We start from the raw sequence: 26,348 nt of genomic DNA on the forward strand, positions 1-26,348 counted from the left end.
GTAAACCTGTGCTGGCCTGGGTTTAGATGATGAATTTATTTCCCAAAAAAATGTGTTAATTCCTGTTTTGAAACAAAATTTGCGTAGTCCTACGCTGGCGGTTATCCACAATTTTACATATTTTCATGTCTCGTTATTGATTTCAATTGGCTGTAAATTAACATTTTATAAGTGAATTTGTGACTATGTGTATTTTTTGAGCAATTATGGCATTTTGAGCATGGTATAACCCTTGCCATATATAAAAAAGAAATTTAGTCTTCATAGGTATAGAAAGAGTCCTCTGGTAACAGGGGACTTTTTTCGTTTTAGCCATACAGCTACCTTTGGGTATTAAACCTCCATATGCCAGGCAATATTTTACTTATAGATGATGAAGAGCAGTTACGGAAATTGTTAAGCCGTATTATTTCACTGGAAGGATTTACTGTTGAACAGGCGGGAACACTAAAAGCAGCCTGGGCATCCCTCGCACAAAAAGAACCCGATATTGTTTTATGCGATGTAAAGCTGCCCGATGGTGACGGGGTAAGTTTTGTAAAAGAATTAAAAGCCAAATACCCGCTGGTTGAGATCATTCTGCTAACCGCATTTGGTAATATACCCGATGGTGTACAGGCCATCAAGAACGGCGCCTTTGATTATATAACAAAAGGCAACGATAACGATCGTATTGTTCCATTGCTGTACCAGGCTGCCGAAAAAGCCCTGACGCAAAAAAAGTCGGCAGTAAAAATAAAAGAGAAGGGCGCTTATACCTTCGATGAAATTATTGGCCAAAGTCCGTTGATAAAACAGGCGGTGCAGCTGGCGCAGAAAATTGCCCCTGCCGGCGCCAATGTATTGTTGTTGGGTGAAACCGGTACGGGTAAAGAAGTATTTGCCAATGCCATTCATGCCCATAGCAAACGAAGCGATAAAGCAATAGTGGCTATTAACTGTAGCGCCTTTGCGCGCGACCTGCTCGAAGGAGAACTGTTTGGGCATAAAGCCGGTGCTTTTACCGGGGCTACAAAAGATAAAAAAGGATTGATAGAACTGGCCGATGGCGGCACTCTTTTTCTCGATGAGATCGGCGAAATGAATATCGACCTGCAGGCAAAACTGCTACGCGTAATTGAAAACGGCGAGTTTATTAAGCTGGGCGATGTAAAAACAACCAAGGTCAATGTACGCATCATTGCCGCCACCAACCGCGATCTGCTGAAATCAATTGCCGATGGAACCTTTCGCGAAGACCTGTACTACCGATTAAATGTATTCTCCATTTCATTGCCGCCGTTGCGTGAACATGCTGAGGATATACCCGAATTGGCCAATCACTTTCTGGCCTATTATGCGGCCAAAGAAAACCTGCCTGTATTACATATACATAAAGACGCTATACAATTATTACAACAACATGCCTGGAAGGGTAATATTCGCGAATTGCGTAATGTGCTGGAGCGGGCAACCATTATGGCCGATGGGGATACTATTCTGCCCGAACATTTACCATTTGACATTCAGAAACAATCTACCGGTTCTTCAAGCCTTACACTGGCCAGCGTTGAAAAAGATCATATTCAGAAGGTGCTAAGGCATACTGGTGGGAATAAAACGAAGACGGCGGTGTTGTTGGGTATTGGGTTAACGACGTTGTATAGAAAGATGGAAGAATATAAGATTGTTTAATTGAATAGGCAGAATGTGAGTTAGAAAGAAAGCGAAGTAAGAAGTAGGAGGTAAGAAGTACGAGGACGAAAAAAATTAGGAAGCACAAAGATGAGACTCTTCATACTTCCTAATTCCTACTTCTTACTTCGCTTATTGTCTCGTCAACGGCGGGTGAACAAACGAACTCACCACCACCGGATATTTTTCTACTGTAATATTACTAGGGTCAAGACCGAAGTTGATCGATTCTTTAACGCCCAGGTATTTCAGGTTAAAATAGCTTTTCATTAAAATATTCTTCCAGAAAGGCATATCGTTCTCGTACGATAAAAAGCTTTCCATAACCAGGAACCGGTAGTCACCGATCTTGCTATCCTGGTAGTTCTGTTCGTGCCGGTTCGATAAATCTACTTCTCCCGATTTTACCAGCTCATCGGCCACCTGTCTGAAATAATAGTCAATACGTGGCTCAATACGGAAACCCAGGTTGAACTCAACGAAATACACGTCGTCTTTTACGATGGTATCAACGTGGTAGTTCATGGCATAGGGTTCATCCAGTACGTTCACGTGTACGAACCAATATATATCGGCCCGTTTTGGTGATTTCGACAATATAGAGTCGATAGCCGTTTTTTCTACTTTACGCGGCGTACCCGAGCTGGTAAGGTAAACCAGGTTGGTGGCGTATTTAGTGATATTCTGGTCGATGCTTAGCTGCTTTAATTTATCAATATAATCTTCAATTGAAACCATCTTCTTCAACCAGTTGGTAATGTTGCGGCCCCTGCGCCATACATACATTATTGAGAATAGAACGGCACCAATGATCAGCGTTATCCAACCACCCTCTTTTATCTTTTGCATATTGGCTGTAAGGAACGATACCTCAATAAGCAAAAATAACCCGGTTATAAGTACCACCCAGATCGCTTTAACCCTTCGCACGTATAGATAGAAATTGATCAATACAGTACTCATGAGCATGGTAAGGGTAACACTTAAACCAAAGGCGGCTTCCATTTTGGTGCTCTCCTCAAAGTGCAACACCATGGCCAAACAACCGGCCATCATTAACCAGTTTATAAAAGGAATGTAGATCTGTCCTTTTATATGACCCGGGAATATTACCCGATGACGCGGCCAGATGTTCAATCGAATGGCTTCGTTCACCAGTGTAAAACATCCGCTGATCAGCGCCTGGCTGGCAATAATGGTGGCCAGGGTGGCAATGATCAATGAAGGGATATAAATTACTTCGGGCACAATATGGTAAAACGGACTAACCCCATCCAGTGTTTGACCTACGTGTTGCAGTAACCAGGCTGTTTGTCCGGCATAACTTAATATCAGCATGATCTTAATATAGATCCAGCTTATGCGAATGTTGTTGCGGCCGCAGTGACCCATATCGCTGTACAATGCTTCGGCACCCGTGGTACACAAAAAGATGCTACCCAGCAACCAGAAACCGCCCGGCGAATCTTTTAGCATTACATAAGCATAATAAGGATTCAACGCTTTGAATACGCCCGGCGCATGGCTTAATGCCATAATACCAAGCACACCAATAAATGTAAACCAGATCACCATTACGGGACCAAACACCTTACCTATTTTATCGGTGCCAAATTGTTGAAAGGTGAACAGGATAATAAGAATAACGATGACAATGGGCACCGTATTGATATCGGGTTTTATTTTTTGTAACCCTTCAATAGCAGACGCTACCGAAATGGGTGGAGTAATAATACCATCGGCCATTAAGAAAGCGCCGCCGGCCATAGCGGGTATAAGTAACCACTTACCCCAAAAGCGACGGATAAGGGCATATAAAGAGAAGATCCCACCTTCACCCTTGTTGTCGGCCTGCAGGGTGATGATCACATATTTCAATGTTGTTTGAAAGAAGAGGGTCCAGAAAATGGCTGATAAAGCACCTAAAGCCACATCTTCGGTAATTACGCGGTCATGAAAAACCGCATTTAAAGTATAAAGCGGCGAAGTACCGATATCGCCAAACACAATACCGGTTGCAATTAAAATACCGGCAGCAGTAATTTTCTTATGAAATACAGCCGGTGACGTTGATGAACTCATTTTGATTGTTTTAAACCTTGCCCTGCGAATTTATCTTTTTCGGGCTTATAATTAGTATTGGCCGGGCTGTAAATGTTACAAAACCCTTTCAATTTGATAAACCACCCTTTCAAAATGAAAGGGTTTTTGGTTTTGGGTATATGAACGCTGATTGCGCTATTTTTTGTATCTGCCTGTTAATTAATTGCTTGCTGTTGTTACTTCATTTTATGCCAAACCCGGCACTTCGTTGGCTTTTCCAAGTGGAACATAAAATTTCAGTTATGCTAACGCTCATTCTTTTACTACTAGGCCTTGTTTGTTTTTACGTGTTTTATAAATCAATCGACTTCTTTGAAAAAATATAAACCTATGATCAACGCATTATTCTTTTTGTCAATACTCGTATTTGGATACTTATTGTATGTATTGATTAAACCCGAAAGATTCTGATGGTGAATTGTGAGTGGTCAATGGTGAGTGAGTCTCCGAATTTTCAAAAAACTGAAAATTTGCGAGCTGCGCTATTGTTCAGCATTTAAAAAGTTAGCGAGTCCACTCACCACTCGCCACTCACCACTCACCAGTTTGCTAAATCCACAATAGTTAAATTATGAATACAGAGCTTCTTGGTGTAATAGTAACATTTTTAATTACCGTACTACTGGCATATCCTTTAGGAAAATACATTGCCAAAGTATTCAAAGGTGAACGCACCATCACCGACTTTATGGATCCGCTGGAACGGCTGATCTTTCGAATCAGTGGCATTAACCCTACAGAAAGCATGAACTGGAAACAGTTCCTGAAAGCCATGCTGGGCATAAACCTGTTGTGGTTTGTGTATGCATTTTTTCTTTTGCTCTTCCAGCACAAATTACCCCTGAACCCCGATGGTAACCCTGGCCAAACACCCGACCTGGCGTTTAACACGGCCATTAGTTTTTTAGTGAACTGTAACCTGCAGCACTATTCGGGCGAAACGGGTGTAACCTATTTCACGCAGTTGTTTGTGCTTACGTTTTTACAATTTGTAAGCGCTGCCACCGGCATAGCTGTATTGGCGGCCTTATTTAATGGCCTCAAAGAAAAAACCACAAGTAGTCTGGGTAACTTCTGGAACCTGCTGGTAAAAACCATTACCCGCATTTTGTTGCCTCTTTGTATTGTGAGCGCTATAGTGTTTGCATTCAATGGCACGCCTGCCAGCTTTGATGGCAAGGATACCATTACCACCTTGCAGGGCGATACCGTGCAGGTATCACGTGGACCCGCAGCCGGTATGATAGCCATCAAACACCTTGGTACTAATGGTGGCGGTTGGTTTGGCGCCAACTCGGCCCATCCGTTGGAGAACCCCAACTACTTTACCGCTATGCTGCAACTGGTCTTGCAGGTGATCATCCCCATTGCTATGATCTTCGCCATGGGCTTTTACTTAAACCGTAAAAAGTTTGCGTATGTAATTTTTGGGGTAATGACGGTGGGTATGCTGTGCCTGCTTATTCCAACCATAATTACAGAAATAAACGGTAACCCTGCCATTGCCAGGCTGGGCGTTGCACAGGCAACGGGCGCTATGGAAGGTAAGGAAGTTCGTTTTGGCCCAGCCTTATCGGGTTACTGGAGTATTGTTACCACTATTATTTCAACCGGTTCGGTAAACTCTATGCACGATAGTTCAATGCCCCTGTCAGGACTAATGCAATTACTGGCCATGATGATCAATGCATTTTATGGTGGTTGCGGCGTGGGTATTTTGAACTATTACATCTATATAATTATAGCGGTGTTTATATCTGGCTTAATGGTTGGCCGTACGCCCGAATTTATGGGGCATAAGGTAGAAGCAAGAGAAATAAAGATCGCTTCGCTGGTATGGTTGCTGTCGGCTGTTCTTGTAAAAGGCGGCGCCGCACTGGCTGCCTATTTTGTAACGCATCATCCCGATGTGGCCTGGGCGGTAAAGCCGTCGGCCTGGTTGAATAACCCTTCCTATCATGGCTTTTCAGAAATATTGTATGAGTTCACTTCATCCAATGCCAATAACGGAAGTGGTTTTGAAGGGTTAGGCGATAACAATATTTTCTGGAATGTAAGCTCGGGTATTGTGTTGATACTGGCCAGGTTTATACCCATTATTGGTCCCATTGCCATTGCAGGTTTGCTGGCCAATAAAAAATTCATTCCCGAATCGCCGGGTACTTTGCGTACAGATTCACTTACGTTCGGAGCTATGACCTTTGCCGTTATCGTTATCGTGAACGCATTGTCATTCTTCCCCGCATTAGCGCTTGGGCCCCTGGCAGAATATTTCTCATTACAATAATTCAGAACTGATCATGTCAACAAGAAATCGTGAAATAAAATTGTTTGATCCGGCATTGGTGAATACGGCCATCAAACAGTCCTTTATAAAACTCAGTCCCCGGTTAATGGTTAAGAACCCGGTGATGTTCACCGTAGAGATCGGTACCGTGGTAATGCTGGCCGTAGTTATTTGGCAAATGATAACACATGATGCTACGCAGGGCGCATTGTGGTATAACATTGTAGTATTTGCCATCCTGTTCATTACAGTGTTGTTTGCCAATTTTGCCGAAGCGCTGGCTGAAGCAAGAGGTAAAGCCCAGGCCGAAAGCCTGCGCAAAACAAGAGAAGAAACACCGGCAAAGCAAGTGATATCACCCGGCGACATCTTTGTAAAAGAAATAAAAGTGGTGCCCTCTTCTCACCTGCGGTTAAACGACCGGTTTGTATGTGAAGCTGGTGATGTAATACCTATGGATGGCGAGATCATTGAAGGTATTGCCACCATCGACGAATCGGCTATTACCGGTGAATCGGCCCCGGTTATCAGAGAGGCCGGTGGCGATAAATCGTCGGTTACCGGTGGCACCAAAGTATTGAGCGATAGAATTGTGGTACAGGTTACCACACAACCCGGCGAAACATTTTTAGATAAAATGATCGCACTGGTAGAAGGCGCCAGCCGGCAAAAAACGCCCAATGAAATTGCGCTTACCATTTTGCTGGCGGCATTCACGCTCATATTTATTATTGTGTGTGTAACGCTGAAACCATTTGCCGATTACGCTAATACGCCTATTACCATTGCGGCATTTATTTCGCTGTTCGTATGTTTAATTCCTACTACAATCGGCGGTTTATTAAGTGCCATTGGTATTGCAGGTATGGACCGTGCGTTGCGTGCCAATGTGATCTCAAAAAGTGGCCGGGCTGTTGAAACGGCTGGTGATGTGGATGTGTTGTTGCTCGATAAAACAGGTACCATTACTATTGGTAACAGAAAGGCAACGCATTTTTACCCCGCTCAACATGTAAGTGATGCCGAGTTTATAGATATGGTGGTGTACAGTTCGCTGGCCGATGATACACCGGAAGGGAAATCGATCGTAGAGCTGGCGGCCAAACAGACAAGCCCCAACGTTACTATTGATCAGTACCGTCACCAGAAACTGGCGGCGCATCCCGCTCCGCTCACTTTTATAAAGTTTACCGCCGAAACCCGTAGCAGCGGTGTCGATATGCCCGATGGCACCAAGATCCGTAAAGGCGCATTTGATGCTATACGTAACCTGGCCATGAAAAGTGGTAAAGGTATGCCGTTAGAAGTGGAAGAAAGAGTAAAGAAGATAAGTAACGATGGCGGTACGCCGCTGGTAGTGGCTGTGAACAACCAAATAAAAGGAGTGATAGAGTTACAGGATATTATTAAACCTGGTATACAGGAACGTTTTGAACGTTTGCGTAAAATGGGCGTAAAAACGGTGATGGTTACGGGCGATAATCTGCTCACGGCAAAATACATAGCCAATAAAGCCGGTGTTGATGATTTTATTGCCGAGGCAAAACCCGAAGATAAAATGAACTACATCCGTAAAGAACAGGCATCGGGTAAACTGGTGGCTATGATGGGTGATGGAACAAACGATGCGCCTGCATTAGCGCAGGCCGATGTGGGTGTGGCCATGAACAGTGGTACCCAGGCTGCCAAAGAAGCGGGTAACATGGTTGACCTTGACAACGACCCCACCAAACTGATTGAAGTAGTAGAGATAGGCAAACAATTACTGATCACCCGGGGTACATTAACCACTTTCTCTATTGCCAATGACGTTGCCAAGTATTTCGCTATTGTGCCGGCGCTGTTCATTGCTTCTATTCCTGCTTTGCAGCATTTAAATATTATGGGTTTGAAAAGTCCCGAGTCGGCTATTTTGTCGGCCATCATTTTCAATGCCATTATTATTCCTATGTTGATACCCCTGGCGCTGAAAGGTGTTGCATATAAACCAATTGGAGCAAGCGCATTGTTGAGAAGGAATCTGCTTATATATGGAGTAGGTGGAGTAGTTGTACCCTTCATAGGCATTAAGTTGATAGATATGTTGCTGGGTGTATTTATGTAATTCTTTAAAAATTGTAACAATGAAAAGTTTTTTGATCCCAATAAAGCTCACACTTGTACTTATTATTCTCTGTGCAGGTATATATCCGCTGTTAATTGCTTTTGCAGGTAAAATGGCGCCCGGCGGTGGCAAAGGTGAAACCGTACAGGTAAATGGTAAAGTGGTGGGGTATGCCAATGTAGGTCAAAAGTTCACGGAAGATAAATATTTCTGGGGCCGCCCTTCGGCGGTAGACTACAATGCTGCCGGCTCTGCCGGTTCTAACAAAGGCCCATCTAACCCTGATTATTTGAAAACAGTACAGGACAGAATTGATAGTTTTTTAGTACATAACCCTGGTGTAAAAAAAGAAGACATTCCTGCTGAAACGGTAACTGCTTCAGGCAGCGGCCTCGACCCCGATATTTCACCGGCATCGGCTGCTATACAGGTAAAAAGAATAGCTGCTGTGCGCGATTTACCTGCAAGTAAAGTACAGTCACTGGTTGAAGCGCATATTCAAAAACCATTGTTTGGTCCTGCTAAGATAAATGTATTGAAATTGAATGTAGCATTAGATGAATTGAAATAAACAACAAGATGAAAAAAGTTTTATTAGTAACTGGTATTTTATATACAGTAAATGTTCTTGGACAGGATTCAACAAAAGAAACAAAGTCGCCGGTGACTATCAGCGGCTATGCAGAGGCGTATTACAGCTACGATCTAAATAAACCAGCCGATAATAACCGGCCTGGTTTTATTTACAGCCATAACCGCAGCAATGAGTTTAATGTAAACCTGGCTTTTGTTAAAGCTAATTATACAACAGAAAGAGTAAGGGCCAACCTGGCAATAGGCGCCGGTACTTATGTAAATGCAAATTATGCGGCAGAGCCTGGTGTACTTAAAAACTTATACGAGGCAAATATTGGCGTTAAAGTAAACGCTAAAAAAAATCTCTGGTTCGATATAGGCATTTTGCCATCGCATATTGGTTTTGAAAGCGCCATTAGCAAAGATTGCCGTACGGTTACCAGAAGTTTGATGGCCGAAAACTCGCCTTATTACGAAAGCGGAGCTAAACTTACATACACTACAGATAATGGTAAATGGTTACTAAGCGCACTGGCGTTAAATGGCTGGCAACGTATTCAACGGGTAAGCCGTAATTCGCTTATGAGCTGGGGTACACAGGTACAGTTTAAACCCACTGATAAAGTATTGTTGAACTATAGCACTTTTTTAGGTACCGATAAAGCCGATAGTGCCCGTCTTTGGCGATATTTTCATAACTTATATAGCGTGGTGCAACTGAGCGATAAACTCGAAGCCACCCTGGGTTTTGATATTGGCCAGGAGCAGGTTTCAAAAGGAGAAAGTAAACTAAATACCTGGTATACTCCGGTGGTTATTCTGCGCTATGCGCCGGTTGAGCAATGGGCATTTGCCGTACGCGGTGAATACTACAGCGATGAACATGGTGTTATTATTTACACAGGTACCAAAAATGGATTTAAAACGAGTGGCTTCTCTGCCAACGTTGATTACCTGCCTGTTTCTAACATTGTACTTCGACTGGAAGGGAGAACCTTGAGGAGTAGGGATAAGATCTTTGTAAAGAATGAAAATAGTGTTGATGATAACACGGCAATTACGTTTTCTGCTGCTGTTAGTTTCTGAAGTAAGAAGTAGGAGGTCCTACTTCGCTCAACTATATCCTGAAAATTTACAAGAAAACACAAATGCCGGTTGGGAAACTAAAGATATATATAGGCATGAGCGCCGGTGTAGGTAAAACTTACCGCATGTTACAAGAGGCGCATGAACTGCTGCGCAAGAACGTGAATGTAAAGGTGGGGTATGTGGAGACCCATAACCGTAAAGAAACGCATGCACTGATAGCAGGCCTGCCGCTGATACCACGGCGGCAGGTATTTTATAAAGGCAAACAGTTAGATGAACTGGATGTACAGGCCATACTGCTGCTGCACCCTGAAGTAGTGGTCGTTGATGAACTGGCGCACACCAATATTCCCGGTAGTAAGAATGAGAAACGCTGGCAGGATGTAATAGATATTTTGGACGCGGGCATAGATGTGATCACAGCCGTAAATATTCAGCACATTGAAAGTATTAACGAAGATGTAAAGCAAATAACCGGGGTAGAGGTAAAGGAACGGGTGCCCGATAAATTATTGCAACTGGCCGATGAGGTGGTGAATATCGACCTTACTGCACAGGAACTCATCACCCGTTTACAGGAGGGAAAAATATACGATCATAATAATGTACAGCAGGCGCTTACTAACTTCTTTCAACCCGAAAAGATCTTACAGTTACGTGAACTGGCGTTGAAAGAAGTGGCCGGCCAGGTTGAAAGAAAAGTTGATTACACCGTTACCAAAAACAAAGCATGGCAACACGAGATCTTTTTGGCCTGCATTTCAAGCAGACACGAGACTGCGCAGCGTATTATTCGTAAAACCGGCCGGTTGGCATCGTATTACAATGCCGACTGGTTTGTACTATATGTACAAACCCCCAGCGAAGAGCTTGATAAAATTCCCCTGGCAGCACAACGGCACCTTATCAATAATTTAAAGCTGGCTACCGAACTGGGGGCCGAGGTTTTACAGGTAAAAAGCAAAAGCATCGCCAATGAGATCATAAATGTGGCCATCGATAAAAAGATCACTACTATTTGTATTGGTAAACCGCATTTGAATTTATTTCAGGTAATTTTGAAGACGAACCTGTTCAATCAGTTATTGAAAACCCTGTCTGAAAAAGATATTGATATTATTATATTATCGTAATGGCATTAAAGCTAAAAACAAAAGTAGCCCTGGGCGTTGGATTTCTGTTTGCATTGTTGCTGCTGGTAGGTGGCGTGGGCTTTTATTATTTTAATAAGATCAGTCTTGAATCGCGCGATGTATTAAAGGATAACAATAAAAGTGTTGAGTATGGCCGAAAAATGCTCGATGCACTGAATACCTGGGAAAAAGAACGTACCATAGCCCGCAAAGTTTTTGAAGAGAACCTGGCCGCGCAGCAAAAGAATGTAACTGAAAAAGGCGAAAGCGATGTAACCACCGCCCTTCAGCAGGATTATACCGCCTTTTTGCAACACGACGATTCCTTACCCTTACAACTGGCATTGCAAAAGAACATCAGTAGAATTATACAGATCAACCTCAACGCCATAAACGAAAAGAACGCCGTTTCACAAAAAGCGGTAGATAATGCCAAAATGATCATAACTACCATCATTTCCTTTTGTTTGCTGATAGGGTTTACATTCATTGTTAACTTTCCCGGATTGATAGCCAACCCAATTGCGAAGTTTACCGAGGGTATAAAGGCAATAGCCAATAAGAATTACAGCCAACGTATACATATGCAACGTAATGATGAGTTTGGCGAACTGGCCAGCGCATTCAATAATATGGCCGAGCAACTGAATGCCTATGAACACAGCAACCTGGCTACTATTCTGTTTGAGAAAAAGCGCGCAGAAACGGTGATCAACTCCCTGAAAGACGCCAGTATAGGAATTGATAAAAATGGCATTGTGTTGTTTGCCAACCAGCAGGCTTTGCAGTTATTGAATTTAAAAGAGGAAGATGTAGTAGGGCACCGGCAAACCGATATACAGCAAAGGAACGACCTGTTCCGTTTTCTTACCAACGAAGAGAACGGCATGCCGTTCAAAATAGTAGTGAACGATAAAGAGAATTACTTTACAAAAGAACAGATAGATATTCAACAGGAAAAAGACCTGATAGGCCATGTGATCATTCTTAAAAATATTACACCTTTTAAAGAACTGGACGTAGCCAAAACTAACTTCATTGCTACTATTTCGCACGAACTGAAAACGCCCCTGGCTTCTTCTGATTTTAGTTTGCGGTTGTTGGAAGATGAGCGGGTAGGTACATTAACCGGCGAACAAAAAGAACTGGTGCAAAGTTTAAAAGACGATAACCAGCGGCTGCTGCGCATACTAAGCGAGTTGTTAGATCTGTCGCAGGTTGAAAGCGGTAAAATGCAATTGAATATGCAAGCCGTAGCAGTGAAAGATATTGTGGTAAAAGCCCTGGGGGCGGTACAAAATGCAGCGCGGGAAAAGAATATTCAAATAAAACAACAGATAACAGAAGACCTGCCTCCATTTCAGGCCGATACCGAAAAAGCCGGCTGGATCATCAATAACTTTCTCACCAATGCTATTCGTTACTCAGCCCAGAACGATCAAATTGTTGTAAAAGCACACCAGACCAACGATGGTCAAATAGAAATAGGGGTACAGGATTTTGGTATAGGTATAGACGGCTCCTTACAACAAAAGATCTTCGATCGTTTTTACCGCGTGCCTGGTATTCATGAGAAAAAAGGAACCGGTTTGGGACTGGCCATCAGCAAGGATTTTGCCGGGGCTATGCATGGCGAAATTGGCGTTGATTCCACACCGGGAAAAGGAAGTTACTTCTATTGCAGGTTCAATGTAATATAACGGAAACGTGTAATGCAATCGATTGATATTCCTTACTTATTCACATTGGCGCGTTTTGTTCTACATTAGGTACAATTGTTGAATTAATGGGTTCAACAAAATCTTACTTATGAAAACAAAAGGTGCACAAGCTTTTGCCGTAGCTTCTATTATGACCATTATCACAGGTTATATTGCCTGTAAAAAAGGTTCCGATGACAATACTTCTCCCGGTAAAAAAACAGATTCTGCCATAGTTGACCCTGTTACCATTACCCATGGGATGCAGCTTACTACCTCAATAGTAGGGCCCGCAGGTATTGGTATTAGTACGTTTACTACCGTACCCGGTGGTACATTTACCGGTACTGCATTAAGTGGCTGGGGCAGCCTGGCGCGTACAGTGGCAAAAGGTGGTGAAGTTATAGATGGATTTACATTCCCTGAAGGCACCGTGGTGTTACAAGGGGCTAATATAACATCACAGTTAACAGTGAACTCAGGCTGGCTGGTACTGCGGGGCTGTAAAGGCGGTATGTTATTAAACCATCCAACCGGTAACGGCGGTGGTGGTGCTGCACTTTATTGTGAGCTGACCCATTTCAATACAGTTGGTTATAAAGATAATTGCCAACCAGCTGCAGGCATTGTTTACCGTTGTTATTTTCCTCACTTTGGGTTGGAGAATGTTTACTCAGACAATATCACCGTTACTGAAAACTGGATAACACCCGATCCCGCAGCTGCAGGTTCCGACGATCATATTGATGCCATTCAAACCTGGGGCGGACAGAGCTACCTTAACTTCTCAAGAAACCATTTGGAATTTAATGGGCCCTACTCGCAGGCCGGCGGTTTTTCTGGTTTAGTGGCCATGTATTCAGATGGTGCCAATAATAATGGCTATGAGGGTTATGATCATATTACAATAAAAGACAATTATTTTGTACTACACAGCTATGGAATTGCGTTACATGCTCCGTTGGGAGTTGCGGTCAATAATATAGTTGTTACCGGTAATCGCTGGAAATGGGCAGATGGCTTTGATAAAGATTATACAAACGCAGTTTACCGTAATAACAGTTGGAGTATGCCCAATTATAAAGACAAAGTAAATGGCAATAGCTGGGCCGATAACAAATGGGCCGATGGGCCTTATAAAGATCAGTTCTTATTACCAAACAACAGTACTTCAACTACTGAGTACTAAAAGATACCTGTTTTAATCGTGAAAAAAATGCCAGGCAATGAATGTAAAAATTCATCTGTCCTGGCATTATAATTAATTGAACCTGCATACGCTTAATACAATTATTCCTGCCACAAGAATTATTTGCACCAATTGGTAAAGGGATACTTTTTTCTTTACATCACTCATTGAAATACTTGTTTCGCCTGCAAGCCGTTTTTTAAACTTGTTAACGTTTCTGGAGTAAAGTACTCTGATAACCACAATAACAAGCACCAACGCGATCTTCACCCGCATCCACGTTTGGGCGCCATATACTTTATGCATTTGGGTCATCATTAAAATACCCATTACCAACGCAATGCCCAGGGAGGCGGCCATAATTTTGTTGTATCTGTCTGTTGTTTGAAAAAGCGCTTTTGTAATGGTGAGGTCTTTTTCGCTGTATTGCCATAGCTGATTGTTGTTTATCAAATTGGCAATGAGTGTGCCTGTAAATAAGGCGAATGCAGTTAAATGAAGAATAAGAAAGATCAAATAAACGGAATGTGGTGTCATATTGCACTTATTGTTAAAGCACAAATAACGCCTGTAAAAATTACCTGCACCCGTGATAAAGATCACAAAATAGCGGGGCGCATTCTTTTGTTCCTGATGCGGCTGAGGGTTTCTCTTTTAACACCCAGGTAGGAGGCCAGTTGCGAAATGGAGATGCGCTGTAATATTTCGGGGTTGTTCTTTTCAAGGAACTCGTAACGGCCTTTGGCGGTGAGTATACGGAAAAGCTGTAATTGCCTTTCCTGTTTGGCGACTATTATTTCGAGGTTCTTTTTACCGGCCAGTTCAATTTCGGGGCGTTGGCCAATAACATACAAAATATCTGCTTTGTCTATTTTATACACCACCATGGGTTCGCAGGCCACCACCGTAAAATCGGATGGTTTATTAAAAAGGTAACTGTTCTTATTGGTAACGGTTTCGTGCTCAAAAAAGAATTCGAGGTTTACTTCTTCACCGTTCTGCACATTATAAGCCCGGCAAAACCCCTGTGCTATCATATACAACGACTGGCAGGGTTTGCCTTCCTTTATGATCTCTTCACCCTTCCTGTATTCAAGCTTTGTAAAGAAAGGCAGCATGAAGGCTATACTTTCTGCCGAAAGTACCGACATCTGTTTAATGTTTTTTATAATATCTTCCATGCGCAGGTAGCTTAAGATAATCATTTTTAACAGGATAAGCAGGTGTTTTGTTTACGTGAAGGCTTTTTAGGCAAACATCAATTCATATTACCTCTTAGTTGACATGCGGAACCGCTGAATTGAGTGATATTTTGTTTAGCCATTAAATATCAGGGTTTAAAAATTAATATCAGGCAAATAAGCATTGATATCAGCGTGATCTTAATCGATATTTTGAAGAAAAATTGATATTAGCCTGATCTTAATCGATATTACCCTGACCAAAAGCAATACCAGGGTGATCGAAATCAATATCAGGGTGGCAATAATTGATACTAACCTCATCAAAAGCAATATCAGGGTAGCACAAACAGATTCACCGCGTAAAAATTCAGATGATGGTCATCACAAACCAGAGATTTGGTTTAGCCATTTAATATTGGCCAAATTGAACGTAATATCAGCTGACAGAAATTGATTTTTGCCTGGTCGAATTCGATTTCAGGGGTAATCTTAATTGATATCAGCCTGGCAGGAAACAATATTGCCGTAATCGTAAACAATGTTGTGGTAATAAGAATTGATTTTACCCAATCTTAAGTGATGAAGAGGTGATCTTAAGCAATGATTTCCCAAAAACTAAAAAGGTCTCGCACCGAAGTGGTGACCTTTTGCTAGCTGGAAACATGCAAAAATTTATTATCAGCGTAAAAAAGACATTTTTACAATAAAAGTCTACAAATTTGATAGTGCTTCCCCTTAAGTTATAGCAACTTGTAAGAAGATTGTAAACATATGAAAAGGAACATTTTACTTATCATTTTTTGGTGTTGTTACAGCAGTTTGATAGCGCAGGAAAAAGGTAGCCGCCCCAATATTATTATAATAATGGCCGACGACCTGGGGTACAGCGACATTGGCTGTTATGGCGGCGAAATAAATACACCCAATCTCGACCGCCTCGCAAAGAACGGTTTGCGAATGAGCAGTTTTTACAACAATGCCCGTTGCTGCCCAACCCGGGCCAGCCTGCTCACCGGGCAGTACGCCCATAAGGTTGGCCTTGCTGCCAACGGTAATGCGCTCACCCGCAACGGCGCCACCATTGCCGAGTTGTTGAAAGAAAATGGTTACCAAACCGGAATGGTAGGGAAATGGCATTTGAGCGATGATGTTCAGCAGTCCACAAAAGAGGAACAGTTAAAATGGCTGAACCACCAGGGCTTTGCCGATGCCCCTTTTGCATCGGTGGAAAGCTATCCCATCAACCGCGGGTTTCAAAAACACTATGGCATTATTTGGGGCGTGGTAGACTACTTCGATCCCTTTTCGCTGGTTGAAGGTGAAACGCCCGTAAAACAAGTGCCCAAAGATTATTATATCACCGACGCCATTAACGACACTTCGGTGAAATACATTAAAGAATTTACAGCGGCTAAAAAGCCTTACTTTTTATATGTGGCCCATGCCGCGCCGCATTGGCCGGTGCATGCAAAACGGGAGGACATTGCCAAATACAAAGGCAAATACGATATGGGTTGGGATGAATTGCGCAAACAGCGCTATAGTCGCATGGTAAAAATGGGATTGATTGATTCTGCAACAACACCGTTGTTGGATGTAATGGGTGGCAACGGCGCCTGGTCGAAATTAAGCGCTGCCGAAAAAGAAAAACAGTCAATGAAAATGGCCGCGCATGCCGCCATGATAGAACGGCTTGATATTGGCGTTGGGCAGATCATTAAAACCCTGGAAGAAACCAACACGTTGCAAAACACGCTGATCATCTTTTTGGCCGATAATGGCGCTTCGCCTGAAATTGTAAATGTGCCCGGGTACGATCGCCCTTCGCAAACCCGCGATGGTCGCGATTTGCAATATGATAAGAATGTTGTTACCGGCAACATTGGTTCTGAGATTTCTTATACAGGTATTGGTGCCAACTGGGCAAATGCGGCCAACACACCTTATCGCTTTTGGAAAATGGAAAGTTTTGAAGGCGGTATTCATACTCCCATGATCGTTCACTGGCCGGCTGGTTTAAAAACCAAAAAAGGAAGTATTAACCCGGCAATGGGGCATGTAACAGATATACTGCCTACTTTGCTTGCGGTAAGTAAATCGCAATATCCCGCTGCTTATAAAGGAAATGCCCTGACTCCATTGGATGGACAAAGTTTATTGCCCGTAATACAGGCCAAAACAAAAAAGGGCCGCAATGAAATTTTCTTTGAGCATGTGAAGGGCAAAGCATATATAAAAGGCAATTGGAAAATTGTAATGAAACACAATGCCAATGAGTGGGAGTTGTACGACCTTAGTAAAGATGCCGATGAACATACCGACCTTGCAACCACCAACCCTGCCAAACTCAATGAAATGAAAACTGCCTGGGAAGCCTGGTATAATAGTATGAAACCGTATATTCATTTACGGCCGGGAAGTGGGCCGCAATAAAAACGGTTACAGGTTTCAGGTTACAGGTTCCATGTTTTTGGTCCTTAATTTAAGCGGTCTGAAATCTTGTTTTGAGGTTTGAAAATAAAGCCCCTGTAACTTGTATCTTGTAACATGTAACTGTTTCCTGTTTGCCCATTTGCTTATTGATTCAATGATCAAAATTATTTGATCATAATCTTTTAACTCGTAGGAATGCACGTGTGTAGAACGTTAACTGCTTTTATCTTTTGTGTTCTGTTTTGCCTGCGCACCAACAGCCAGCAAATTCTTTTCCGCAATTATACGGTGGCCGATGGTTTGTCGTCGAACACGGTACGGGCTATCAAACAGGATGATCAGGGCTTTATGTGGTTTGGTACCAAGAACGGTGTAAGCCGCTTCGATGGTTACCAGTTTAAATTGTACCAGTTTAAAAAAGATAATCCCGCTTCGCTGGGTAATAATTTTATACATGCCATTGAAAAGGTAAACAGCACCCATTTATGGGTAGGCACCGAAAATGGTGTGTATATTTTAGATCTGGAAACAGAACGTTTTGAACCGTTGCCTGCACTGGAAGGAAAAGTGGTGTTTGATATTTTAAAAGATAGAACCGGCGTCATTTGGATAACTACCCGCCTGTATGGATTGTTTAAGTATTCTATTGCTGATAAAAAACTAACCCATTACGAAAAAAAGAACGAAGCGCATTCTTTATCATCAAACTATTTAACCAAACTGGCGCTGGATAATAATGGCAACCTGTGGATAGGCACTTACGGCAATGGCCTCGATGAGCTGGACCCCAAAACCATGCAGGTAACCAATCATGGTATAGCCGAAGGCGTTAGCAGTAATCTTATTATCGCTTTATACAAAGATCAGCAGGGAAAAATATGGGCCGGCACCATGAACGGCGGTGTTTGCGTGTGGGACCCGGCAAGCCGTAAATTTAAAACATATAATAAAAGCAGTGAGCCCGCCATTAATGATAATATCGTAAGAAGTATTTGTCAGGCCGAACCGGGAAAGATCTATATAGGCACAGAGAAAGGGTTGAATGTGCTGGATGAAACAACGGGTAAAATGCTTTCCTGTACAAACGATCCCGCCGATCTCCTAAGCATCAGCGATAATTCGGTGTACAGCATTTACCCCGATAGAAATGGGACCGTTTGGGTAGGCACTTTCTTTGGCGGTGTTAGTTATTTCAAAGAAAAGAATTCTGCCTTTGAATTATATTACCCCACCCGTAATGTCAATAGCCTGAGTGGCCGCGCGGTAAGTTGCTTTTTGGAAGATGCGCCCGGTAAATTTTGGATAGGCACCGAAGACGGGGGGCTCAATTATTTTGATTCAAAAGAAAAGACCTTCCGCCAATATCCCTTTCTGCCCAAACAGCAAAAACTTTCGTACCATAACATTCACGTGCTGATGCGCGATAAAAAAGGAATGTTGTGGATAGGGTTGTTTGCCGGCGGTATAAATGTATATGATGGAGCAAGCGGCCGGGTAAAACAATATAAACATGATGAGAACAATGCGCATTCGCTCAATAGCGACAATGTTTTCTCCATGTATGAAGATAAAGAAGGTACTATTTGGATAGGCACCGACCGCGGACTATGCCGCTATGATGCAACTTCCGATCAATTCATTAATTACACCCGCCCCGGCGTTCACAATACCATTGTATATGATATTTATGAAGACGCCTCAAAGAACATGTGGTTTGCCACTTATAATAACGGACTGCATACATATAATAAACGTACCGAAGAATGGCAAAGCATAACAACAGAAAATTCCGGTCTTACCACCAATAAGCTCACCTGCCTGCACGATGATAATAATGGCAATATGTGGATTGGTACCGATGGCGGTGGCCTCCATGTAATGAACCGCCAAACGAAACAGGTAACGGTGTATGATAAGGCAAAGGGAATAAACGCCAATGTAGTATATAGTTTACTCGAAGACGATGAAGGCCGTTTATGGGTTGGTACCAATGATGGTATTTATAGTGTACAAATGGCAGGCAGGTTGGTTCAACATTACACGCATAAAGACAATTTACAAAGCCGCCAGTTTAATTACAAAGCCGGTTACAAGGCGCTTGATGGTACTTTGTTGATGGGTGGGGTGAAAGGATTTAATATGTTTAACCCATTGGCAACGGGCAAAGAAACCTTTAACAATAAAGTGATCATTACGGCCTTTCAGTTATTTAATAAAGAAGTGCCGGTGACAGCCGAAAGTCCGCTGCAGCAATCGGTGAATTATACAAAGAAGATCAAATTATCGTACGATCAGTCGGTGTTTAGTTTTGAATTTGCCGGCATGAATTTCAATACGCCCGAAAAGGTGCGTTATGCATATAAAATGGAAGGTTTTGATCATGGCTGGAATTACGTAGGCGATGAACGCAAAGCAACCTATACCAACTTATCGCCCGGCACTTATACTTTTTTGGTAAAAGCAACGGTTGATGAAAATAACTGGAACAGCGAGCCCGCTTCGGTGAAGGTTATTATCAGTCCGCCGTTTTACCGAACAATGGTAGCGTATATTATATATGTATTGCTGCTTGGTGTATTGGGCTACTGGGGCTATCATTATTTTGAGATCTACCACCGGCGAAAGAACGAAGCGCGGCTCGACAGAATGAAAGTAAAAGAAGAGCAGGAGTTTTACGCCCGCAAAATTGAGTTCTTTACGGTGATGGCGCATGAAATAAGAACGCCGTTATCACTTATTATGGCGCCGCTCGAAAGATTATTGTCGCTAAATAAATGGCAACCCGAAGAACAGGAACAGCTGCAGTTAATGGATGAGAACAGCAACCGGTTAATGAGCCTGGTAAATCAGTTACTCGATTTTCGCCGTATTGAAAGTGATGCCTATACCATTAAAAAAGAAGAAACAGAGGTAGTATCGCTGGTGCAATCTGTTTATTCACGCTTTTCATCTTTACCTTATCAAAAGGGTGTTGAGTTTAGTATGAGCACCAGAATAAACCGCCTGTCGGTACAGGCCGATCCTGAAGTGCTGAATAAGATCTTAAGTAACCTGTTGATAAACGCTTTTAAGTTTACCCGTACAAAAGTTACTATCAGCATCAACGATCTGGTGCAGGGCGATGATGGCATTACCCGTTTTTCAATAAGTGTTGAAGACGATGGTATTGGCATTTCATCGGCCGATAGTAAACATATTTTCAAGAAATTTTTTACCACTACTTCTGGTAATTATGAATATCACAATCTCGGCGGTAGTGGTATAGGATTGGCACTGGCTGCGGCGCTGGCCGAAAAACATGGCGGACAATTACTGGTTGAAAGTAAGGAAGGCGTTAAAACCATTTTTACGCTGGAGCTTCCTTATGAAACACTGGAAATTAAAGAAGAGGAAGTCGCCATTGAGGACAATGATGTTTCAGATAAGCTCACCGTGCTGGTTGCTGAGGATGATGACATGCTGCTTGACTTCATTTCAAAAAGTTTACGTGCCGATGGCTTTGCGGTTGAAAAAGCAGCCGACGGAAAACAGGCATTACAGTTAATAGAGCAAAAGGCCATCGACCTCATTGTCTCTGATGTAATGATGCCAGAAATGAATGGTATTGAATTGTGCAGGGTAATAAAGAACAATGTGAACTACAGCCATATTCCTTTCATGTTGCTTACTGCCAAAAGTAATGCCGAGGCTGAGCTGGAAGGGTTGGAGAGCGGCGCCGATGCCTACATCACCAAACCATTCAAATGGAAACATGTGATGGCGGTAATAAAAAACCTGCTCGATTCCCGGGAGCGGTTACGACTGAAGTTTTCAGAACAACCCGCCATGAATGCCGAAGTGCTCACCACCAATACCCGCGATAAAGAATTTATGGAGCGCATTATAGCCATTATAGAGCAGCGCATTACCGATTCGCAATTGTCGGTAGAAGAACTAAGTAAGGAGCTGGCCATGAGCCGGTCGAACCTGCACAAAAAACTTAAATCGCTTTCGGGCATGGGCCCTAATGAACTCATCAGGCTCATCAGGTTAAAACACGCCGCCAAATTACTTACCACCAAACAGCATACGGTTGCCGAAGTGGCGTATTTGTCGGGCTTTAGCTCACCCTCATATTTTACCAAATGTTTTCAGCAGCAGTTTAATGTTGGGCCTAAGGAGTATGGGGAAAAAAGACAAGACCTGTAAGGTCCATCATTTGAGCTTGCGTTATTATTATGTTGAATTGGACCTGGCAGGTCGGCCATCGAATGACCTGACAGGATCGCGGCATCGAATGATCTGACAGGTCGGCCATGTAGAAGACCTGTCAGGATCGCGGCATCCTCGTGCATGTGCGAGCCCCGATGGCGAACCTTACAGGTCTTTCGCCTTAAAAACTACAATTCTTTCATTTTTATCTACAATATTTATAGACAAGGGCAGGTGCTAAAGGTAATTTTAGGATGAACGACAAACCAACGATTGCAAAAATTACCTTACCATGCTACAAAACTGCCACGAACGTATTTACAATTGTTTCCATTACGGGAAACGATTGATGCTAATTTGTCTGTTTACAGCCGGCCTGATCATTAGTTGTAAAAAATCAGAAAACGGCACCACCAATGAAACTGTTTCGCCCGAAGCCGCGGGTGGGGGCGTGCTGGTTACCGATAACCAGGCCTACATTGGTGTTAACTACAACGAAAGTTTTCAGGAGATCAGGCGCGGTGAATTAAGCTCAAGCAAAACCAAATGGGTGCGGGGCTTTATAGATGTGCTTATGCATTATGACAATCAGGACCTCACCACCAATGCAAAGATCAACCAATACCTTACGGTAAAAGACCTGGGTTATAAAACGGTGCTTAACCTGAAATTCAATTTTATGGCCCGCGCTTACCCGGCGGTAAACAGCACCGCCTGGAATAATTACATCAGTTTTATTGATAAAGTACTCGACCGCGTAATTGCAAAAACCGACGTAATTGTCGTAGGTAACGAACCCTTTATTGAATCAGAAACATCAACCTGGGATGAACCGTTGAACTCTTTTTACAAAGCAGCGGCCAACAGGGTGAACCAGTATTTAACCGCGCGCAACATACAACGGCCCATTTTTGTAGGTTCGTTCGATAATATGTATCAAAGCGGTCGCCAAACAAATGCAGGTATCAATAACCTGCTGGCCTGGTGCAAGGCAACCAGTTGGGTGGCGGGTATCGATCTGCATATACATCATAATAATAATCCCGAGATCACCACTGTTTTCAATTTTGTAAATGATAAGATCAGGGACAATCAAAAGATCATCATTACTGAATACTCCCTGATGAAATGGTGGCGCGATAATTTGAGTAATGATCTTACATCGCAATTTTTAACTGCCTGTAATGCCAGCACAACAGATAATATTTTTCCGCCGCCGGCGGGCATCACTAAAGTATGGCAGTACATTGACTATGCATTGAAAAATCCACGCAAGGTGGAAGAATGGAATGCATTTAATCAATACACGCCCTTTCTCGAAGACAGGAAGAGCTACCTGTGTAACTCTTTCAAACTTTTTAAGGCAAGTAGCAAATTCTGGCTAGCAACCTATGCTATGCGCCAAAGTTATCCTTTGAACACCGACTTTACTGCAACAACAGACCCCTGGATCCTGAATTCGCTGTTTACTCCTCGCACGGTAGAACTGCTCGCATCGGCCGATGCGCAGCCACGGTACTCATACCTTGGGCAGTTTGCCGATATCAATACCACTAATACAACTTGTCCCTGATTTGTAATTAAACTCAAAACAACTTCGTATGAAGGAAATGCAAGCGATTGCTTTTAAAAAAATTATGCTGTCCATTCTGTTGCTTTTTGCTGTGCTGTCGGCGCATGCACAAAGCCGGGTAGTTACCGGAAAAGTTACTGCAGCTAAAACTGGTGAACCGTTGGCCGATGTAACGGTAATGGTGAAACAAACCAATACGGCCGTTGCAACCAACAACGGTGGTGTGTTCTCCATTAAAGTAGATAATGATAATGACGTGCTGGTGGTTTCCTATGTAAATTTTAAAACACAGGAAGTGGCGGTAAAAAATTTTGCTAATGTAAACGTTACGCTTGAGCCTGCCGACGGTTCGTTGGGTGAGGTTGTGGTGGTTGGTTATGGTACGGTAAAGAAAACCGATGTTACCGGTTCGGTGGTTTCATTAAAAGCAAAAGACCTGAGCCCCGGCGCCAATGTAAACGTTGAACAAAGTCTCATTGGCCGCGCAGCCGGTGTACAGGTGTATCAAAAAAGTGGTGAACCGGGCAGCGCCATGAGCGTAAAGATCAGGGGCGCCAGTTCTATTACGGCAGGTAACGATCCCCTGTATGTAATAGATGGAATGCCGGTGAACAACCTGTCGCCTGTAAGTGGCAGTGGTGCTGGTTTTGTGGCCACGCCCAATCCCCGCAATCCGTTAAATAGTTTGAACCCGGCCGATATTGAATCAATAGAAATATTGAAAGATGCGTCTGCTACCGCCATTTATGGTTCGCGCGGTTCAAACGGTGTGGTGATCATTACCACAAAAAAAGGGACATCGGGCAGAATGAAGATTGGTTACAATGCCTATTATGGCTCGCAGGAAGTGGCCAATTCATTGGAGCTGCTTAATGGGGAACAATATAAAGAAGTGTTGAATGCGATCATCGATGCTGGTGGCGGCGTGGCTACTGAACGAGTGACCAACGAACCTGTAAATACCAACTGGCAAAAGGAATTGTATAGAAAAGCCAATGTACAAAGCCATGACCTGTCGTTCTCTGGTGGTCGTGATAATACCCGCTATTATGCATCACTTGGTTATTTTAACCAGCAGGGGGTGTTGTTGAACTCAGGTGTTAAACGCTATACCGCCCGGTTCAACCTCGACAACAGCGTGGCTAAAAAATATGCATTCGGTTTTAATGTAAATACCTCGTATATACATGACGATTACAATTCGGTTGGTCTTGGTATAAATGAGAACGGAAGTGCTTTATATGCCGCTATTAACTACGATCCTTCATACCCGGTATACGATGCCAATGGTAATTATTACCGTTCACCATTCATGACCACTATGGACCATCCGCTGGCATTGATAAACGGCCAGTACGCTAACAGCGATGGGTTCAGAACTTTTGGAACTATCTATGGCGAATATTTTATTATCCCGGAATTGTCGGTGAAGGTAAAAGGCGCCGGGGATGTAAACATCGTACAGCGAAATACCTGGTTAGATCCCAAAACAATTGCCGGTGGTTCGGTAAATGGTATTGCTACCATCAATACCGGTAATGTAAATTACTACATGGGCGAGGCCACGTTGAATTTTAATAAAGAGTTTGGCAAAAACCATAGGGTGAATGCGGTGGCCGGTAGCACGTATGAACATTTTGGTTCCAACTCATTCGGCGGTAATGGTCGTGGTTATTCACTGCCCGATCTTACGTACAATGCTATTGGTACCGGTACAAGCACCTTAAACCAAATTGGAAGTGGCCGGGCCTCAACAAAGATCATCTCTTACCTGGGCCGCGTTAATTATAGTTATCTCGATCGTTATTTGCTTACTGCCAGTATCAGGGCCGACGGGTCATCGAGGTTTGGTCCTAATAACCGCTTTGGATATTTCCCATCAGTGGCGGTGGCCTGGAAGTTACAGGAAGAACAATTCCTGCATCATATTGATTTCATTGACGAGTTGAAGTTGCGTGCAAGCTATGGCGCTATTGGCAACCAGAATATAGCCAACTATTTGTATATAACAACTTTCTCGGGCGGTGGCGATGCCGTTTTTGGCGGAAGCCGTTACAGTTCACTGGCGCCCTCACGGGTGGCCAATCCCGATCTGAAATGGGAAGCGGCGAAACAAGCTGATGTTGGTGTTGACTTCGCGCTTTTCAACAGAAGGTTAACGGGTTCTATTGAATATTACGATCGTCGTACCTCCGATCTGTTGCTCGACCTGCCCGTGCCATTAAGTACAGGGTTTGGTACAAAAACACAGAATATTGGCGGAATGAAAAACACCGGTATTGATGTAACACTGGCCGGTGACATCTTCCGCAGCGATAAAGGTTTTAACTGGAATATGGGCGTTGTGTTCTCTACTATAAAGAACCAGGTGACCAACCTGGGGCCGCTTGAACAGATCATTACCGGAACTGCCGGAAATATAAGCGGCGCCAGCATCATTAAACCCGGTGAATCATTAGGCTCATATTATGGTTATGAAGTGTTAGGTGTATGGCAAACCGGTGATGATTTTTCGGCTGCGCCTGCAGGCGTAAAACCCGGCGATCTGAAGTTTAAAGACGTGACGGCCGATAAAACCATTAACGCCAGCGATCGTACTGTGCTGGGTAAATCAATACCCGATTTTACTTACGGTATTACCAACAACTTTGAATACAAACAATTATCATTATCGGTATTTATTGAAGGTTCGCAGGGCGCCGGCATCATCAACAACATGATGATAGATAGTTATTTTCCGGTAAGCTTTAGACGTAACAGACTGGCTGAACCTTACCTGAACCGTTGGACGCCCGATAACCCTACCAACAAATATCCTTCGTTTGTAAATCCTACTTCACAGGGGCAGCAATCTATCAATTCAAGAACAGTGGAAGATGCTTCCTATTTACGGATGCAATCAGTTCGGTTAGGGTATAATTTCAAGCTGAATACCAAAGTGGTAAGATCATTACAAGCTTATGTAACCGGTAACAACCTGTTCACCATAACAAAGTATAAAGGAGTTGATCCTGCTGTAAACGCCATTGGCGACGATATTCTGAAAATTGATTACAGTTCCTATCCAATGACCCGCACATTTTTGATTGGTGTAAATGTTCAATTCTAAAAA

16 protein-coding genes are annotated in these 26,348 nt (G+C 43.1%); 13 read left to right on the plus strand and 3 right to left on the minus strand.

The genetic code is table 11. From position 1 onward, the window contains the following. The first annotated feature begins 345 nt into the window (after positions 1-345). On the plus strand, positions 346-1,674 hold the full coding sequence (locus GGD38_RS29320) for a sigma-54-dependent transcriptional regulator (RefSeq protein ID WP_375302697.1): 1,329 nt from the start codon (positions 346-348) through the stop codon (positions 1,672-1,674). A gap of 132 nt (positions 1,675-1,806) precedes the next feature. Here GGD38_RS29320 and GGD38_RS29325 read toward each other — a convergent pair whose 3' ends face one another. After that, complete coding sequence (locus GGD38_RS29325) at positions 1,807-3,756, minus strand: KUP/HAK/KT family potassium transporter (protein ID WP_375302696.1); 1,950 nt, start codon at positions 3,754-3,756, stop codon at positions 1,807-1,809. 351 nt (positions 3,757-4,107) lie between these two features. Here GGD38_RS29325 and kdpF point away from each other — a divergent pair, with 351 nt between their 5' ends. The 8 genes from kdpF (at position 4,108) to GGD38_RS29365 (ending at position 13,855) form a co-directional block, all read left to right on the plus strand. After that, on the plus strand, positions 4,108-4,188 hold the full coding sequence (gene kdpF / locus GGD38_RS29330; protein ID WP_081163974.1) for a K(+)-transporting ATPase subunit F: 81 nt from the start codon (positions 4,108-4,110) through the stop codon (positions 4,186-4,188). Between the two features lie 160 nt (positions 4,189-4,348). Next, the gene (kdpA, locus tag GGD38_RS29335; protein ID WP_375302695.1) at positions 4,349-6,064 is read left to right on the plus strand and encodes a potassium-transporting ATPase subunit KdpA; all 1,716 of its coding nucleotides are present in this window, start codon (positions 4,349-4,351) and stop codon (positions 6,062-6,064) included. Between the two features lie 13 nt (positions 6,065-6,077). Continuing rightward, a complete protein-coding gene (kdpB, locus tag GGD38_RS29340; RefSeq protein WP_375302694.1) occupies positions 6,078-8,168 on the plus strand; it encodes a potassium-transporting ATPase subunit KdpB in 2,091 nt (696 codons plus the stop codon). Positions 8,169-8,187: 19 nt separating this feature from the next. Further along, the gene (locus GGD38_RS29345; protein ID WP_375302693.1) at positions 8,188-8,739 is read left to right on the plus strand and encodes a K(+)-transporting ATPase subunit C; all 552 of its coding nucleotides are present in this window, start codon (positions 8,188-8,190) and stop codon (positions 8,737-8,739) included. Between the two features lie 8 nt (positions 8,740-8,747). Beyond that, on the plus strand, positions 8,748-9,830 hold the full coding sequence (locus tag GGD38_RS29350; RefSeq protein ID WP_375302692.1) for a porin: 1,083 nt from the start codon (positions 8,748-8,750) through the stop codon (positions 9,828-9,830). A gap of 62 nt (positions 9,831-9,892) precedes the next feature. Continuing rightward, positions 9,893-10,966 (plus strand): sensor protein KdpD, encoded by a 1,074-nt coding sequence (locus tag GGD38_RS29355; RefSeq protein ID WP_375302691.1) that lies wholly within the window; start codon positions 9,893-9,895, stop codon positions 10,964-10,966. After that, positions 10,966-12,666, plus strand: coding sequence for an ATP-binding protein (locus GGD38_RS29360; protein ID WP_375302690.1), 1,701 nt, complete (start codon positions 10,966-10,968; stop codon positions 12,664-12,666). Before GGD38_RS29355 ends, GGD38_RS29360 begins: the two co-directional genes overlap by 1 nt. A 109-nt stretch (positions 12,667-12,775) precedes the next feature. Beyond that, positions 12,776-13,855, plus strand: a complete 1,080-nt coding sequence (locus GGD38_RS29365) for a hypothetical protein (RefSeq protein WP_375302689.1) — start codon at positions 12,776-12,778, stop codon at positions 13,853-13,855. Between the two features lie 72 nt (positions 13,856-13,927). Here the strand turns inward: GGD38_RS29365 and GGD38_RS29370 are convergent, their stop codons facing one another. Both GGD38_RS29370 and GGD38_RS29375 read right to left on the minus strand, forming a co-directional pair. After that, complete coding sequence (locus GGD38_RS29370; RefSeq protein ID WP_375302688.1) at positions 13,928-14,392, minus strand: hypothetical protein; 465 nt, start codon at positions 14,390-14,392, stop codon at positions 13,928-13,930. Between the two features lie 62 nt (positions 14,393-14,454). Next, the gene (locus tag GGD38_RS29375; RefSeq protein ID WP_375302687.1) at positions 14,455-15,060 is read right to left on the minus strand and encodes a Crp/Fnr family transcriptional regulator; all 606 of its coding nucleotides are present in this window, start codon (positions 15,058-15,060) and stop codon (positions 14,455-14,457) included. A 750-nt stretch (positions 15,061-15,810) separates the two neighbouring features. On the opposite strand from GGD38_RS29375, the gene GGD38_RS29380 reads away from it, so the two are divergent. The 4 genes from GGD38_RS29380 (at position 15,811) to GGD38_RS29395 (ending at position 26,345) form a co-directional block, all read left to right on the plus strand. After that, complete coding sequence (locus tag GGD38_RS29380; RefSeq protein ID WP_375302686.1) at positions 15,811-17,472, plus strand: arylsulfatase; 1,662 nt, start codon at positions 15,811-15,813, stop codon at positions 17,470-17,472. Positions 17,473-17,667: 195 nt separating this feature from the next. Next, complete coding sequence (locus GGD38_RS29385; protein ID WP_375302685.1) at positions 17,668-21,660, plus strand: two-component regulator propeller domain-containing protein; 3,993 nt, start codon at positions 17,668-17,670, stop codon at positions 21,658-21,660. Positions 21,661-21,955: 295 nt separating this feature from the next. Beyond that, positions 21,956-23,236, plus strand: coding sequence for a hypothetical protein (locus GGD38_RS29390; protein ID WP_375302684.1), 1,281 nt, complete (start codon positions 21,956-21,958; stop codon positions 23,234-23,236). A 28-nt stretch (positions 23,237-23,264) separates the two neighbouring features. After that, a complete protein-coding gene (locus GGD38_RS29395) occupies positions 23,265-26,345 on the plus strand; it encodes a SusC/RagA family TonB-linked outer membrane protein (RefSeq protein WP_375302683.1) in 3,081 nt (1,026 codons plus the stop codon). Positions 26,346-26,348 lie beyond the last annotated feature (3 nt).

The organism is Niastella sp. OAS944, from assembly GCA_024809215.1.
GTDB lineage: Bacteria > Bacteroidota > Bacteroidia > Chitinophagales > Chitinophagaceae > Niastella.